Consider the following 17,324-nt stretch of genomic DNA (forward strand, 5'->3'; position numbering starts at 1 on the left):
CTCGTCCGGGCATCATGATTGGCATGCAGATCAGCATCCTGGGTTCCCTCGCCGGTTCGGCGACAGACCCCCTCATCGATCGTGTCGTGTCGGACTTCGCGCGCTACCGCGACGAGGGCTTCCGTCGGATCTGGATGACGCAGATGCCGTACGAGCCGGATCTGCTGACCGTGCTCGCGGTGGCGATGCGCGAGGTGGACACCATCGAGGTGGGCACCGGGGTGGTGCCGATCCAGAACCAGCATCCGATGCAGCTGGCGCAGCGTGCGCTGACGCTCAACCTCGTTGCCGGGGGCCGTTTCACGCTCGGGGTGGGGATGACGCATGCCGCGGTCACCGAGGGCATGTGGGGCATCCCGTGGGATCGACCGGTGCGGCGGCTCAACGAGTACCTGGACGGGCTGCTGCCGCTGCTGGCCGGCCAACCGGCGGACGCCCCCGGCGAGATCTACACGACGCGCGGCGCCCTGCAGATCCCGGGTGCGCCGCAGCCCGATGTCTACATCGCCGCGCTGGGCCCGCAGTTGCTCAAGATCGCCGGCCGGCGCACTGCGGGCACCGTCACCTGGATGACCGGGCCCAAGACGCTCGCCGAGCACGTCGCTCCCACGCTGCGGGCCGCGGCGGGCGGGCGGTCCGTGCGGGTGGTGGCGGCGCTGCCGGTCAGCGTCACCGACGACGTCGACGGGGCGCGGGCCCAGGCCGCCGAACAGTTCGCGATGTACGGGCAGCTGCCCTCGTATCGCGCCATGCTCGACCGGGAGGGCTACGCCGGGCCCGACGAGGCCGCCCTGATCGGGGACGAGCAGACCGTGACCGCCCGCCTCGATGAGCTGCGCGCCGCCGGAGTGCATGAGTACGTGGGCGTCGTTTTCGACCGATCGCCCGAGGTCAGAGACCGGACAAGGGCGTTGCTGCGCGATCAGGACCGGGACTTGGAAAGTGCGGAAAAACCTCTGGTGTGATCATGATCACAGGCGTACAGTCGACCGCACGACGGGTTCGGGAGTGACAGATCCAAAGAGCCGGAACGAGGTGAAACTCCGGCCGCGCGAGATACCGAAAGGTATATGAGGACGCCCTCTGGGTTGAGAAACCGCAGTCCTCCCGAACCCGCCCACATGTCTTCTGGCGTCCGCCGAAACACGCGTACCGGTGCCATTTCAGATTCTGAGTACAACCAAAGCGCGCGTCTCGACGGCAATAAACAAGAAACCCCCGGGATCGCCGGGGGTTTCTTGGTCTAGCGGGAGTGAGCGCCGATCAGAAGGCGGCTTCGTCGAGCTCCATCACTTCGTTGTCGATGTGGTCGAGCACCGCGCGGGTGCTGGTCAGCAGCGGCAGGAAGTTCTTGGCGAAGAACGACGCGGCGCCGATCTTGCCCTCGTAGAACGACTTGTCCGCACCGGTGGCGCCGGCGTCGAGCTTCTCGATCGCCACGGCGGCCTGCTGCTGCAGCAGCCAGCCGATGACCAGATCGCCGACGCTCATCAGGAAGCGCACCGAGCCCAGGCCGACCTTGTAGATGTCGGACGGCGTCTCCTGCGAGGACATCAGGTAGCCGGTCAGGGTGGCGGCCATGGCCTGGACGTCCTCCAGCGCGGTCGCCAGCAGTGCACGCTCGGCCTTCAGGCGGCCGTTGCCGGTCTCGTTCTTCACGAAGGAGTCGATCTGCCCGGAGACGTAGGCCAGCGCCTGGCCCTTGTCGCGGATGATCTTGCGGAAGAAGAAGTCCTGCGCCTGGATGGCGGTGGTGCCCTCGTACAGCGAATCGATCTTGGCGTCGCGGATGTACTGCTCGACCGGGTAGTCCTGCAGGAAGCCGGATCCACCGAAGGTCTGCAGGCTCTCGGTCAGCTTGGCGTAGGCGGTCTCCGAGCCGAAGCCCTTGACCACCGGCAGCAGCAGATCGTTGACCCGCACGGCCAGTTCGGCGTCCACATCGTGCAGCGCCTTGGCGACCTCGGCGTCCTGGAAGGTGGCGGTGTACATGTACAGCGCGCGCATGCCCTCGGCGTAGGCCTTCTGGGTCATCAGCGAACGACGCACGTCCGGGTGATGGGTGATGGTCACGCGCGGGGCGGTCTTGTCGGTCATCTGGGTCAGATCCGCACCCTGCACGCGGTCCTTGGCGTACTCCAGAGCGTTCAGGTAGCCGGTGGACAGGGTGGCGATGGCCTTGGTGCCCACCATCATTCGGGCCTGCTCGATGACGTCGAACATCTGCGCGATGCCGTTGTGCACCTCGCCGACGAGCCAGCCCTTGGCCGGAACGCCGTGCTGGCCGAAGGACAGCTCACAGGTGGCCGAGACCTTGAGGCCCATCTTGTGCTCGACGTTGGTGACGAAGACACCGTTGCGCTCGCCGAGCTCACCGGTCTCGAAGTCGAACAGGAACTTCGGCACGAAGAACAGCGACAGACCCTTGGTGCCGGGGCCGGCGCCCTCGGGGCGGGCCAGCACCAGGTGCGCGATGTTCGGGAACAGGTCGTCGGCCTCGGCGGAGGTGATGAACCGCTTCACACCGTCGATGTGCCAGGAGCCGTCCTCCTGCTTGACGGCCTTGGTACGGCCGGCGCCCACGTCCGAACCCGCGTCGGGCTCGGTGAGCACCATGGTGGCGCCCCAGTTGTTCTCCGAGGCGATGGCCGCCCACTTGCGCTGTTCCTCGGTGCCGTTGTCGGCGAAGATCTGCGCGAAACCGGCACCGCCGCTGTACATCCAGACCGCCGGGTTGGCGCCGAGGATGTGCTCGTTGAGCGCCCACAGCAGCGCCTTGGGGGCGGGCATGCCGCCGAGATCCTCGTCCAGGGTGACCTTGTTCCAGCCGCCCTCGATACAGGCGCGCACCGACTTCTTGAACGACTCGGGCAGCTTGATGGTGTGCGTGGCCGGATCGAAGACCGGCGGGTTGCGGTCACCGTCTGCGAAGGACTCGGCGAGCGGGCCCTCGGCCAGCCGCGCCATCTCGTTGATCATCTCGCGGGCGGTGTCGGCATCCAGGTCGGCGAACTCCCCGGCGCCGAGCGCCTTGTCGAGACCGAGCACATCGAACAAGGCGAATACCTGGTCACGGACGTTGCTCTTGTAGTGACTCACAGTGTCTCCTCAATGAGAATTGGGTCTGCGCGGTTGGGTACTCGGGACTTGACTGCACTAAGTTACCCACCAGTAACTGCACAGAACTATACCGCCGAGTAACCTCCGCGCAAAGCGTCCCGGGGCAAATTCTCGGCAGTCGCCCAACCCGGTGGTTGATCGGGCCGCCTGCAGGCTCGGTAAATGCGCCCCGAGCTGGCTCTTTCCCGAAAATGTGATGCTGGCCACGCCGGCGATGGCACCCTCGGCAGGGTGATACGGATGAGGCGCGTGGCGGTGTGGGGAACAGGCAACATGGGGGCTGCGGCGATCCGCTCCGCGGTCGCCTTCCCGGGCCTGAGCCTGGGCGGTGTGATCACCTCATCGTCCGAGAAGGCCGGCCGCGACGCCGCCTCCTTCGCCGGTCTGGACACCGAGACCGGGGTGCGGGCCGTCACCGAACCCGCCGAGGTGGACGCCGTCCTCTCCGGCAGCGATGCGGTGGCCTACATGGCCTCCGGCGACATCCGCCCCGTCGAGGCGATCGCCGACATCGAACGCGCCCTGCGCGCCGGCGCGCACGTGGTCACCCCATCGCTCTACTCCCTGTACGACCCGCGCTCGGCGCCGCCGGACTGGGTGGAGCAGCTCACCGCGGCATGCGTGGCCGGTGACGCCGCACTCCTGGTCAGCGGCGTCGACCCGGGCTGGGGCAACGATGCGCTGGCGGTCACCGCGGCCAGCCTGTGCACCCGCATCAACACCATCACCTGCCAGGAGATCTTCGACTACTCCACCTACAACCAGCCTCATTCGGTGCGGGTGCTGTGTGGTTTCGGGGCATCCATGGACGAAACCCCGATGATGCTGCTGCCGACGATCCCGACGATGGTGTGGGGCGGCAACGTCCGGCTGATCGGCCGCGGGCTGGGCATCGAGATCGACGAGATCACCGAAGAGGTCGAGCGACTCGCGCTCGAAGAGACCGTCGACACCGTGCTCGGGCCCTTCCGGAAGGGCACCCAGGGGGCGTTCTATCTGAAGGTCATCGGCTGGTCGGGCGGCCGGCAACGGATCGTCATCGAGCACATCACCCGCATCCACCCGAGCTGCGCGCCGGACTGGCCGCAACCCGACCAGGGCGTCGGCGATCACCGGGTGATCGTGGACGGCGACCCGCAACTGACCATCACCACCCGGGCCGACGTCCCCGGCGGTACCCGCGCCGACGGCGGCAACACCACCGCCGCCAACCGTCTGCTCGGCGCCGTCGAATGGCTGGCCACCCAGCCCGCCGGGATCTACGACGGGCTGGACGTGCCGCTGCGCTCGACACTGCCGCCCGAGGTGCAGGCATCACGCTGGGCCTGAGTGGGCCCCACAAGATTCACACCAGGGATCGAATTGCCGCCTGCGGCGTCCCTGGTGTGAATCTCGATGGCGCGGTGTCTAACTCGCCGCCTGCTCCGGCTCGGCCGGGGCCGCGTCGGGCAGCTGCGAGACCAGATGCTCGGCGAGCTCCCCGATCGTCGGGTAGTCGAACACCGCCGTCGGGCTGATGTCGAACTTGCCGCCGAACTGGCCGAACAGGCGGTTGCGCAACTCGACGGCCATCAGCGAGTCGGTGCCCAGGTCCAGGAACCTGCTCGACGCCGCCGGCGGCTGCGCGAGCCGCAGGAAGCCCTGCACCTCGCGCTGCAGGAACTCGGTGATGAACCCGGCCCGGGCCGCCACCGGCAGCTCCTGCAGCTGCCGCAGCAACTCGCTGTCGCCGGTGACCGCGCCGTCGGCGCTGGGCAGCACCTGATCCAGCAGCGGCGGACGGATCCCGCCCAGCATCTTGGCGGTCCGCTGCCAGTTCGCCTTGAGCACCGTCGCCTGCGCCGTACCGTGCCGGATCGCCTCGCCCAGCGCGGACAGCGCCGCCGAGGGCTCCAGCGGCATCATGCCCTGCGCGCTGAGGTTGGCCAGCGCGGCCTGCGACGTCGCCATGCCGCCGCTGCCCCACGGGCCGAAGTTCACCGCGGTCGCGGGCAACCCCTGCGCCCGGCGCTGCGCGACCAGACCGTCGAGCAGCGCGTTGGCGGTGGCGTAGTTCGCCTGTGCGGGTGAGCCCAGCACCGCCGACGCCGACGAGTACAGGATGAAGAACTCCAGATCATCGTTGCGGGTCAGCTCGTGCAGATGGTGCGCACCATATGCCTTGGGCCCCAACGTGCCCTGGAAACGCTCCAGGCTCTGCTGCGGCACCAGGGCGTCATCGAGCACGCCGGCCAGGTGCGCGACGCCGGCCAGCGGCGGCAGCTCCGACCGGATCTTGTCCAGCAGCGCGGCCACCTCGGACTCGACGCCGACGTCGGCGCAGAGCACGTGGATCCGGCAGTGGTACCGCTCGCTGATCGCATCGATGGCCTGCTGGGCGTCGGCGTCCGGGGCGCGGCGGCTGGTCAGCACGATGTCCCCGGCCCCGAGCTGAGCCAGATAGGCCGCCGTGTGCAGGCCGAGCGCGCCCAGGCCGCCGGTCAGCAGATAGCTGCGATCACCGCGTGGCTGAAGCGGTTTCGGCATCTGCACGACGATCTTGCCGATGTGGCGGGCCTGCTGCATGCGACGGAACGCCGTCCGGGCCTCGGTGAGCGGATAGATCTCCGCGGGCACCGGGGTCCACACACCGTCGGCCAGACCGTCGGACACCTCGGCCATCAGGCGCTGGATGTGGTCGGGATCGCTCATCATCGTCACGTCCAGCGCGACGATCTCGTAGTCGATGTCCGGACGCACCGCCGACATCTGCGCGGGGGTCCAGATATCGCGCTTGGCGATCTCGGCGAACCGGCCACCCCGTGCGGTGGCTCGCACCGTGGCCTCGATGAAGCCCTCGTTGGTCAGGCTGTTGAGCACCACATCCACGCCCTCGCCATCGGTATCGGCGAGGATCTGATCTGCGAAATCGAGTGTCCGCGAGTCGTAGACGTACTCCACACCCATCGCGCGCAGGGTCGCCCGCTTGTAGGTGCTCGCGGTGGCGAAGACGGTCGCACCGTGTGCGCGCGCCATCTGCACCGCGGCCAGACCCACACCGCCGCTGGCCGCGTGGATGAGCACCCGGTCACCCGGACGCAACTGCGCCCAGTCGAACGCCAACCGCACCGTCAGCGCCGCCGCCGGAATGGTGGCGGCGTCGACCGCGCTGATCCCCTCCGGAACCGTCGCCAACAACTGCGCCGGAACGTTCAGCCGGCTCGCGAACGCACCCTGCATCGAGCCGAACACCCGCTGGCCGACCTCGAATCCGGTGACCTCGGAACCCACTTCGGTGACGACACCGCACAGGTCTCCACCGATCGGGCCCGGATCGCCGGGGTAGAGGCCGAGCACGTTGAGCACATCGCGGAAGTTGAGGCCGGCGGCCTCGATCCGGACCTGCACCTCGTGCGGCTTCGGTGCGCTCACCTCGATCTCGGTCAGCCGCAGGTTGTCGATCGCGCCACGCTCGGTGGGCGCCAACGCGAAGTCATCCGAGCGGGGCATCGGCAGATGACCGGTGCGCGCCCAATGCAGCAGTCGCGACACCAGGAAACGCCCTTGGCGCACCGCCATCTCGGGTTCGACGACCGGCGTGCCGAGTGCCTCGGCCAGCCAGCCCAGCGATTCATCGGTGCCGTCCCCGTCGACCAGGCGGACCCGCAAGGTGGGCTGCTCGGCGATCAGCGTGCGACCGAAGCCCCACAGCGCCGCCTGCACCGGGTCGACCGGCTCGCCGGGTTCGGTGGCCACCGCATTCTCGGTGACGATCCACAACCCGCCGGCCAGTGTGCTCTTCTGCTCGGCCAGGGCGGTCTGGGTGGCGGCCAGCAGGGCCGCGACCTCGGTCTCCACCCGCTCCGCGAGTTCCGCGGTGGGAACATCCACAGTGTCATTCCCCGTCGCTTCGCTCGCCCCGGGGTGTTGTCCGCTGCTGCGCCAGACGATCCCGGCGACCGGGGCGCCGCGCTCGGCGGCCGCGGCGAACGCCTGCTGCCAGGCGGCCGGGTCGGTGGCCGACTCGATGACGACGGCTCCGGGCACCGCGGACGCCAACGAGTCGTGCCCGGCGATCAGCCAGGTGCCGTTGGCGACCGCGTCGTCCTGGGCGTCCTCCCCGTCGCCGGTGCCCGGCGCCGCGCTTTCCTGCCAGCCCACCGTGTAGAGCAACCGGGTGGAATCGCCGCCGAGGCCCCGGAGCAGGGCCTCGCGCGGTGCGCGCTTGACGGTGAACTCCCGGATCCCGCCCAGGGCATGGCCGTCGCGGTCCACGAAATCGATGTCGAAGACCAGGGTTTCGCTGTTGAGCGGACCCTCGTGCCAGCGTGCGCGGCAGTAGAACCGGCGCGGCATGTTCTCCTGCACCTGGACCTGCCCGTAGCGCAGCGGCAGGAACAGATCGGTCAGGCCCTGCTCGGCGGCCAGCACCGCCGGGAACGCCGGGAAGGCCACACCCGTGCACAGGTCGAGCAGCACCGGGTGGATCGGCTCGCTGCCCAGATGCTCGGCGAGGTCCTCGCCGACCGAGACATCACCGATGGCCTCGCCCTCCCCGACCCACAGCGACTTCAGCGAGGTGGACCAGGTGGGACCCCACGCCAGTTCCATGTCGTTGAAGATCTCGAACAGTTCCTGCGGGCGGGTGCGGTTCATCGCCTCGATGGCCTCATCGGGGGCGACCTCGGACAGCGCCTCGACCGCCTCCGCACCGGCACCCAGGCTGCCGTCCGCGTTCAGCGACCACTCCGCGTCCCGAACCCCGTAGGGCCGGCTGTGCACCTGGAACTTCCACCCCTCGTCGGTTGGGTGCAGGCTCAGCTGCACCTCACGGGAGGCCTTGTCGGGCAGGATGATCGGCTCGTAGAAGTAGACGTCCTTGACGTGCGCGGGAGCGCCCGCGGCGGCCAGTGCCATCGCCGCATAGGTGGCACCGGGCACGACGACGGTGCCGTAGATGACGTGATGGGCCAGCCAGGGTTGCGTCTTGACCGAGAACACATTGCTGTACACGGTGTCCCCGGAGGCCAGATCCTTGGCGCTGCCCAGGATCCCGGAGGTCGACACCGCCCCCGAACCCATCCCCACCACCGCGGTCTTGGGCCAGAAGCGACGTCGCTGGAACGGGTAGGTGGGCAGCTCCACCCGGTTGGCCGTGGTGTGCGTCGCGGCGAAGTCCGGCCGGTGCCCGCTGATGTAGGCGGTGGCCAGGGCCTCGGTGATCTGGCGCTGAGCGTTCGCGCCCTTGCGCAGGGACACGATCGTCTTCGGTGTCGCGGCCGACTCGGGCCAGCTCTGCAGCGCCGCCGCGGTCAGGATCGGCTGCGGGCCGACCTCCATCAGCACCGAGCAGCCCAGTGCCGCGACGGTGCGCACGCTCTCGGTGAACTGGACCGGCTGGCGCGAATGCCGCCGCCAGTACTGGGCGTCGATCGGTGTCTCGGCCGTCAGCACCGTGCCGGTGCGGTTGCAGATCAGCGGCAGGATGGGTGCGGCGTACTCGAACTGCCCGGCGAAGGACTCGAATTCGTCGAGCACCGGATCCAGCAGCTCGGAGTGGAAGGCGTGGCTGGTCTCCAGCCAGGTGCAGCGCGCACCCTCTCCGGTGCACGCGGCGACGATCTGCTCGAGGTCCTCGCCGGGACCGGACAGCACCGTGTTGCGGCCGTTGTAGGCACCGACCGAGACCCGTCCGAATGCCTCGGCGGCATGTTCCACGTACTCGGGGTCGGCGAACACGGCCACCATCCGGCCGCCGGCGGGCAGGCTGCCGAACAGCCGCCCGCGTTCGGCGATCAGCCGTGCCCCGTCCTCCAGGCTGAAGACCCCGGCCACGCACGCCGCCGCATACTGGCCGACGCTGTGGCCGAGCACGACATCGGGTTCGATGCCCCACGACTGCCACAACCGGGCCAGTCCCATCTCGACGGCGAAGATCGCCGGCTGCGCAAAGGAGGTGTGCTTCAACGTTTCCGCCGCCTCGCGGCCGGTGTCGAAGATCGCGTCCAGCAGCGGCCGCGACAGCATGCCGTCCACCGCCTGCGCGCACTTGCGGACGGTCTCGGCGAACACCGGTTCGGACTCGTACAGTTCGCGCGCCATGCCGGGGTACTGGCTGCCCTGGCCGGGGAAGAACCACGCGGTGGTCGGCGGGTCGGTGCACTCACCGCGCACCACGCCCGGCCGCAGCCGGTTGGCCACCAGATCGTCGAGCAGCATCTTGGCCTCGGGGACCGTATTGGCCACCACTGCCGCCCGGTGCTCGAAGTGCGACCGCCCGGCGCCCGCGGTGAAGGCCACATCGGCGATCGAGGCCTCCGGGTGGGTGTCCAGCCAGGTCGCGTACTTCTGTGCCAGCGCCAACAGGCCCTGCGCGGAGCGCGCCGAGAGCGGTAGCACGCTCAGCGGCTCCTTGACCGCCGCCACGCTGCCGGTGGTGTCCTCGGCGTTGTCCTCCGGTGCCACCGAAAGAGGTTGCGGCGCTTCCTCGATCAGCACATGTGCATTGGTGCCGGTGAACCCGAAGGCGCTGACGCCGGCCCGGCGCGGATGGTCGTCGGTGCGCCACGGTGTCGGCTTGTCCACCACCTGCACCGGCAGATCGGCCCACGGGATGTGCGGAGAAGGATTCTGGAAGTGCAGCGTCTGCGGCAGCAGTTCGTTCTGCAGCGACAGCACCACCTTGACCAGACCGGCCACCCCGGCCGCCGATTCCAGGTGCCCGACGTTGGTCTTGGCGGTGCCGATCAGCAGGGGCCGGTTCGGGTCCCGGCCGGCGCCGTACACCGCCGCGGCGGCCTGCACCTCGATCGGATCACCGAGCGGGGTACCGGTGCCGTGCGCTTCCAGGTAGTCGATGTCGGCACCGGACAGCCCGGCGCGGTTCAGTGCCGAACTGATGAGCCGTTGCTGGGCACCACCATTGGGTACCGTCAGACCGCTGGACGCGCCGTCCTGGTTGACCGCGCTGGCACGGATGACCGCGGAGATCCGGTCGCCGTCACGCTGGGCGTCGCTGAGCTTCTTGAGCACCAGCACGCCGCAGCCCTCGCTGCGCACATAGCCGTCGGCCGCCGCGTCGAAGGTCTTGCACCGGCCGTCCGGGGACAGCATCCGGGCCCGCGACGCCGCGACGACGGACGCCGGGCTCAGCAGGACGTTCACCCCGCCGGCCAGCGCCATGTCGCAGTCGCCGGAATGCAGCGCCTGCACCGCCTGATGGACGGCCACCAGCGAGGAACTGCACGCCGTGTCCACCGCCATCGCCGGGCCCTCCAGGCCGAGCGTGAACGACACCCGGCCGGCAATGGCATTGAGGGCGTTGCCGGTGATGAAATGCGCTTCCAGGTTCTCCACCGAGTCACCGGACAGCAGGTGCGAGTACTCGTTGGCGCCGACGCCGACGAACACGCCGGTGCGGCTGCCGCGCAGGGTCGCCGGTCCGTAACCGGCACGCTCCAGGCTCTCCCAGGCCAACTCGAGCATCAGTCGCTGCTGTGGATCGATCCAGACCGCTTCCCGGGGCGAGATTCCGAAGAACTCCGGGTCGAAACTGTCGACGCTGTCCAGGTAACCGCCGCTGCGGGTGTAGATCTTGCCGGGCATCTGCTGATCGGGGTCGTAGAACTCGTCGATGTCGAAGCGGTCCTCGGGGATCTCGCGGATGGCGTCCACCCCGCCGGCCAACAGGTCCCAGTAGGCGTCCGGGTCGGGTGCACCGGGGAAACGGCACGCGACGGCGATGATCGCGATCGGCTCGTCGACCGCCGAGGTGGCCAGTGACACCGGTTGCGGGGCAGCCTTGGCCGCGCGTTCGTTGAGCTTCAGGACGTCACCGAGCAGGTAATCGGCCATGTCGGTGAGCCGGGGATGGTCCATGGCCAGGGTGGCGGGCAGCTCGGCGCCGACCGACGCCTCCAGCCTGCGCCGCAGCTCCACGGCCATCAGCGAATCCAGTCCGAGATCGAAAAGCCCGGTCTCCTCCCGGATCTCGGAGGCGTCGATCTGGGTCACCTCGGCGACCGCGTCACGCAGCTCCTCCAGCACCAGCTTCTTGCGTTGCTGCACCGGGGCTGCGGTGAGCCGCTCCACCAGCCGGGTGGTACCGGCGGCCGTCGCCACCGGGGATGAGGATTCGGGAACCTCGCCGGCGACCTCGGCCAGCAGTGCCCGTTTCCCGGTCTGCAGGTAGATCGGCAGGAAGCGCGCCCAATCCATGCGCGCGACCACACCGTGCGAACCGGCGCCGACCATGAGGTCGGCCATGCCGGCCAGCGCGTCGGCCGGCGACAGGGTGTGCACACCACGGCGATCCAGCTGGGCGCGGGCCTGCTCGTCGGCCATGCCCGCCGCCCACGGCCCGAAGTTGACGCTGATGCCGGGCACGCCCTGCTCACGCAACCGCCAGGTCAACCCGTCCAGGAAGGCGTTGGCCGCGCTGTAGGCGCTCTGGCCGTAGCTGCCCCATACCGCGGAGATCGAGGAGGTGGAGACGAAGAAGTCCAGCTTCAGATCCGCCACGACCTCGCTCAGATACCAAGCGCCCCAGACCTTTCCGGAGAACACCCGATCCAGTTCGGCGGCATCCGGATCGCTCAGGACGGTGGTGCTGTTCTCGCCGGCCGCGTGCACGATGCCGGCCAGCGGCGGGAGTTCGGCCGAGATGGTGTCGATCAGGTGGGCCACGTCGTGCGGATTGGCGACGTCGGCGGTGATCACCCGGACGGCGCAACCGTGCTGCGCGGTCAACGCGTCGATGCGTCCCTGCGCGGCGGCGCTGGGGGCGCGCCTGCTGGTCAGCACCAGGTTGCGGGCCCCGTGTCCGGCCAGGTAGCCGGCGATCTCCAGGCCCAGCGACCCGAGGCCGCCGGTCACCAGATAGCTTGCGTCGGTGCGCAGTTGGAGCGTGGTCGGATTGGGCTGTCCGGTCCGCCGGACCAGCCGCGGCACGTGTACGGACTGCCCACGCAGGGCGAGTTGATCCTCACCGGCGGGCGCGGTGACGATGTAGGCGACCAGTCGGGCCCAGTCCGCGTCGGTGCCGCTCACATCGGCCAGGCCGCCCCACACCTGCGGGTACTCCAGTGCGGCCGCGCGGCAGAATCCCCACAGGCCGGTCTGCTCGGGCGACACCGAATCGGCGTCGGTGATCCGCTGCGCGTCGCGGGTGAGCACCCAGATCGGTGCGCGCAGATCGGCGGCGGCCGCGGCGCGGAACAGCCGCTGGGTGCCACCCAGAATGCGATGCTGCATCCGCAGCAGGGACCGCATCGACGGCGCCGCGGCATTTTCCAGCGCCGCGACATGCAGGATCCGCAGCGTGGGTTCACCGTCGACCGCGGCGCGCAGTTCGGCGACCATGAGCGCCTCGTCGGCGTCGGAGGCAGGCAGGCCGAGCGCCCGGTAGCGGTGCCCGTGGGTGCTCAGCGCGTCGAGCAGCGGTTGCACCGTCGAGGTGTCATCACCGATGACCAGCCATGCGCAACCTTCGCCGGCCGGCGCCGGGGAGGCGGGGGCCGAGACCGGCCAGCGGATTTCATACCGGGAGTCCGCGATGGACAGCGCGTCGCGCTGGCGATTGTGTTGAGCGGCAAGCTTGTTGAGCACGTCGGCGGTGGTCTGGCTGCCCGCGTCGTCGAGCAGTGCGGCGAGTTCCTCGATGCGCCCGTCTTCGAGCAGGCGGACGGCCTCGGTACGGGCGGCCGACCCGGAGGCGGTGGTCGCGGTCTTGGCGTTCTTGTCCCGGAACCAGTACGGCCGGTGCTCGAACGGGTAGGTGGGCAGATCGACCTTGCCCGCCGGTCCCGCCACGAGGGCGCCGAAGTCCGGCAGGTGACCGGCCACATAGGTGTTCGCCACGGCCTCGGCGATCTGGCGGTGGTCGGCGCCGTTGCGGCGCATCGACGCGATGGCCCGCGGCGGGTTCGCCGGGTCGGGCCAGGCCCGCATCGCCGCGGCGGTGAGCACGGGTTGCGGCCCGACCTCCAACAGCACCGCGCAGCCGAGTTCGGCCAGCGTGGAGACACTCTTGGCGAACTCGACGGGCTGGCGGGCATGGCGACGCCAGTACGCCCCGTCCAGCTTGGCGGTGCGGCCCAGCGCGGCGCCGGTCCGGTTGCACACCAGAATCCTTCGGGGCGCGGCGAATTCGAACTGATTCGCGAAGGTCTCGAAGGCGTCCAGCGCCGGGTCGAGCAGCGCCGAGTGGAAGGCATGGCTGGTGTCGAGCCAGTCGCACCGCACCCCGTCGGCGGTCAGCCCGGCCACCGCGCGCTCCAGGTCGGTGCCGGGTCCGGACAGCACGGTGTTGGCACCGTTGTAGGCGGCCACCGACAGGCTCGGGTATTCGTCGGTGAGGCGTTCGACGCGGTCGGAGTCGGCGAAGATGGCCGCCATCCGCCCGCCGGCGGGCAGTTCACCGAACAGCCGGCCCCGCTCGGCGAGCAGTCGCACGCCGTCCTCGAGGCTGAACACTCCGGCCACGCAGGCCGCCGAGAACTGGCCGACACTGTGCCCGAGCACCACGTCGGGCTCATAGCCCCACGACTGCCACAGCCGGGCCAGACCCATCTCGACGGCGAAGATCGCCGGTTGCGCGTTCTGGGTCAGCCGCAGCCGATCGTTGTCGTCGGCATCGAAGATGAGTTCCAGCAACGACTTTCCGTCGCCGGCCGCCAGGGCCGCGATGCACCGGTCCAGGGTCTCGGCGAACACCGGTTCGGTTTCGTAGAGCTCGCGGGCCATACCCGCGTACTGGCTGCCCTGGCCGGGAAACAGCCAGGCGGTCTTCGGGGCGTCGGCACAGTGACCGCGCACCAGTCCGGGCGCTGGTCGGTCATCGGCGAGCGCGCCGAGCAGTTCGCGTGCGGAGTCCAGCGAGTTCACCACCAGTGCGGCCCGGTGCTCGTGATGGGCCCGGCCGGCGCCGGCGGTCAGGCCCACCGCGGTCAGGTCGGCGTCGGGGTGCTCGGCCAGCCAGTTGCGGTAGAGCTCCGCGGTCGCCACCAGGGCGGCCGGGGTGCGCGCCGACAGGGGGAGGACCGTGAACCGCCGGGAGTCGGGCGCCGCGGCGGGCGCCGCCGGGGCCGCCGGCACCGGTGGTTCTTCGAGGATGACGTGGGCGTTGGTGCCGGAGAACCCGAACGAGCTGACACCCGCGATCCGGGGGCTGTCGGACGTCGGCCACGGGGTCGCCTCCGAGACCACCCGCACCGGGATGCGCTCCCACGGGATGTGCGGTGAGGGATTGCGGAAGTTCAGGTGTTTGGGCAGTTCCTGGTGCTCGAGCGCGAGGACGACCTTGAGCACACCGGCGACGCCCGCGGCGGCTTCGAGGTGCCCGATGTTGGTCTTGGCCGAGCCGATCAGCAGCGGCCGGTCCGCATCGCGTCCCTTGCCGAGCGCGGCGGCGGCGGCCTGGACCTCGATCGGATCGCCCAGCGAGGTTCCGGTGCCGTGGGCCTCCAGGTAGTCGACCTCGTTCGGGGCGAGGCCGGCCCGGTCCAGCGCCTCGGTGATGACCCGCTGCTGAGCGACGCCGTTGGGCACCGTCAGGCCGCCCGACGCGCCGTCCTGGTTGACCGCGCTGCCGCGGATGACCGCGCGAATGCGGTCGCCGTCGCGCACCGCGTCCTCGAGCCGTTTGATGACGATGACACCGCAGCCCTCACCGCGCACATAGCCGTCGGCGGCCGCGTCGAACGTCTTGCACTTACCGTCGGGTGCGAGCATCCGGGACTGCGAGAACGTGATCATGGTGGCCGGGCTGAGCAGCGCATTCGCGCCGCCGGCCAGGGCCAGGTCGCACTCGTCGAGCTGCAGCGCCTGGCAGGCCTGGTGGATGGCCACCAACGAGGAGCTGCACGCGGTGTCGACGGTGACGGCCGGGCCGTGCAATCCCAGCCGGTAGCTGATCCGGCCCGCGCCGGCCGCGCCGGACGTGCCGATGGCCAGGTAGGCCTCGATCTCGGGGTAGGTCAGTTCCGAGGACGCCATGCCCAGGTAGTCGTGTGTGGAGAGGCCGACGAACACGCCGGTGCGGGTGTTCGCCAAAGCCGTTGGTGCGGTGCCGGAATGCTCCACGGCCCGCCACGAGGTCTCCAGCAAGAGCCGGTGCTGGGGGTCCATCAGCCTGGCCTCGCGTGCGGACACCCCGAAGAAGGGCGCGTCGAACCCGCTGACGTCGTCGACGAAACCGGCCCGGCGGGTGACGACCTTCCCGGCCGCGGCGGCGTCGGAGTCGAAGAAGTCGTCGGCGTCCCACCGGTCCGCGGGAATCTCGCTGACGGCGTCGCGGCCGTCGCGCAGCACATCCCAGTACTGGTCCGCGTCGGCGGCGCCGGGTAGGCGTGCTGCGTAGCCGATGATCGCGAAACGAGGTGCCCGCTCCGCGGACGGGACAGCATTATCGGTAATTGCCATGAGTTTGTGCTCTCCGCGTCGTGAAGTGTCTGTGCCCGGCGAGACCGCGTCAGGCCTGGGGACATGCAAGCGCCTTGGCTTGCGAACGGCTCGAATTTCGACCCGACAGCGGCGCGCTCGATCTCCCGACAGCCACGGCCGGCTCGTTTTCCCGATCGTCAGTATTGCATGAGAGTTGCTGACCGAGGCGGTTTCGGGTGACCCCGATGGTGGCCGCGCGATCGGGTGGTCCCGCGGTCGTCGGCGCTGCGGACCGCCGGCTGCGCCGCTGCCCACCGGGGTGTGGCAGCGATCACGGTGCTCAGCCGCTATCGTGAAGTCGCCGTCGGGGCATGCCGCACCGCCGCCGCCGTCGCTATAAACCCGGAGGGAAATTTTGCACATCGGGAAGATTACGATCGGCACAATCGATGATTGGTCGCCGAAACCGGGTGTGGTCACCTCCTGGCACCCGACAAAAACGGCACGCGAGAAAGCGCTGGTCGCACCGGTGAGTACGGTCCCGGTCAGCTATATGCAGTCGCAGCACATCCGCGGTGTCTACAACCAGGCGGCCGCCGGCCTCGACTATTCACGGCAGATCATCGCCACCTGCGAAGTTCCTGGTGTATGCGATATCGACGCGATGAACCAGGCGCTCAACGCCTACCTGCGCCGGCACGACACCTACCGGAGTTGGTTCGAGTACGAGGGCGCCGGCGATATCGTGCGGCGCACCATTGTCGACCCGGACGAAATCGAATTCGAACCGGTCAATCAGGGCCAGATGGCACCCGAGGACGCGCGTAAACACATTGTCGACATCCCCTCCCCATTGGAATGGGGTTGCTTTTCTTTCGGAATCGTCCAGAGCGAAGAGTATTTCGAATTCTATGCCAGCATCGACCATGTCCACGGGGACGCGGCGCTGATCGGGATCACGATGCTCGAGGCCCAGGGGATGTACACGTCGCTGTCCGAAACGGGGCAGCCGATGGCGCTCCCGGAGGCCGGGCGGTTCGACGATTTCTGCGTTCAGGAACGTGAAGCCACCTCGACCCTGACCGTGGACTCGCCCGACGTTCAAGCCTGGATCGAGTTTGCTGAGAACAACAACGGGAGCCTTCCCGAATTCCCGTTGCCGCTCGGCGATCCGAATGTCCCGACCGTCGCCGACATGGTGGGGGACCTGCTGCTCGATGCCGAACAGACCGAGCGGTTCGAGGCGGCCTGCGTGGCGGCCGGCGCCCGATTCGTCGGCGGGCTGTTTGCCTGTACCGCCATGGTCGAACACGAGCTGACCGGTGCCCCAACGTATTACGGGCTGACCCCGCGCGACACCCGCCGGACCTCGGACAACTTCATGACCCAGGGCTGGTTCACCGGCCTGGTGCCGATCACCGTCCCGATCGCCGCGACCACGTTCGCCGAGGCGGCCTGGTCGGCGCAGAGCTCCTTCGACTCGGGTCTCGCCCTGGCGCGGGTCCCGTATCACCGCGTCCTGGAATTGGCGCCATGGCTGGACAAACCGCGCCCGAACTTTCCGGTGTCGAACTTCTTCCACGGTGGCGCGGCGCCGCTCAATGCGGTTCTGGCGGCCGCCGATATGGGCTATACGAACAGCATCGGGATCTACTCCGACGGCCGGTTCTCCTTTCAGCTGACCATCTACATATTCCGGTACGAGGCCGGCACCACAATGTCGGTCGTATACCCGGACAATCCGGTGGCTCAAAAGTCGGTCGCCCGGTACATCGAGGCGATGAGGTCCGTATGCGAGCGGGTCGCCGGCGGCACTTGGTGACGCCCATGAATGCGAGCGGCGC

The 17,324-nt window shown here is 69.2% G+C and carries 5 protein-coding genes; 3 read left to right on the forward strand and 2 right to left on the reverse strand.

Annotated elements, in window-relative coordinates:
- Positions 1–14: 14 nt before the first annotated feature.
- The gene (locus K0O62_RS02015; RefSeq protein WP_205870833.1) at positions 15–965 is read left to right on the forward strand and encodes a TIGR03564 family F420-dependent LLM class oxidoreductase; all 951 of its coding nucleotides are present in this window, start codon (positions 15–17) and stop codon (positions 963–965) included.
- 298 nt (positions 966–1,263) lie between these two features.
- On the opposite strand, the gene K0O62_RS02020 is transcribed toward K0O62_RS02015, so the two are convergent.
- Complete coding sequence (locus K0O62_RS02020) at positions 1,264–3,099, reverse strand: acyl-CoA dehydrogenase (RefSeq protein WP_073855452.1); 1,836 nt, start codon at positions 3,097–3,099, stop codon at positions 1,264–1,266.
- A gap of 261 nt (positions 3,100–3,360) precedes the next feature.
- Between K0O62_RS02020 and K0O62_RS02025 the strand changes: the two genes are divergently transcribed.
- Positions 3,361–4,449, forward strand: coding sequence for an NAD(P)H-dependent amine dehydrogenase family protein (locus tag K0O62_RS02025; protein WP_073855453.1), 1,089 nt, complete (start codon positions 3,361–3,363; stop codon positions 4,447–4,449).
- Between the two features lie 78 nt (positions 4,450–4,527).
- Here K0O62_RS02025 and K0O62_RS02030 read toward each other — a convergent pair whose 3' ends face one another.
- On the reverse strand, positions 4,528–15,519 hold the full coding sequence (locus tag K0O62_RS02030; RefSeq protein ID WP_073855454.1) for a type I polyketide synthase: 10,992 nt from the start codon (positions 15,517–15,519) through the stop codon (positions 4,528–4,530).
- Between the two features lie 376 nt (positions 15,520–15,895).
- Between K0O62_RS02030 and K0O62_RS02035 the strand changes: the two genes are divergently transcribed.
- Complete coding sequence (locus K0O62_RS02035) at positions 15,896–17,302, forward strand: condensation domain-containing protein (RefSeq protein WP_073855455.1); 1,407 nt, start codon at positions 15,896–15,898, stop codon at positions 17,300–17,302.
- The last annotated feature ends 22 nt before the right edge of the window (positions 17,303–17,324 follow it).

This window comes from Mycolicibacterium diernhoferi (genome assembly GCF_019456655.1).
Lineage (GTDB): Bacteria > Actinomycetota > Actinomycetes > Mycobacteriales > Mycobacteriaceae > Mycobacterium > Mycobacterium diernhoferi.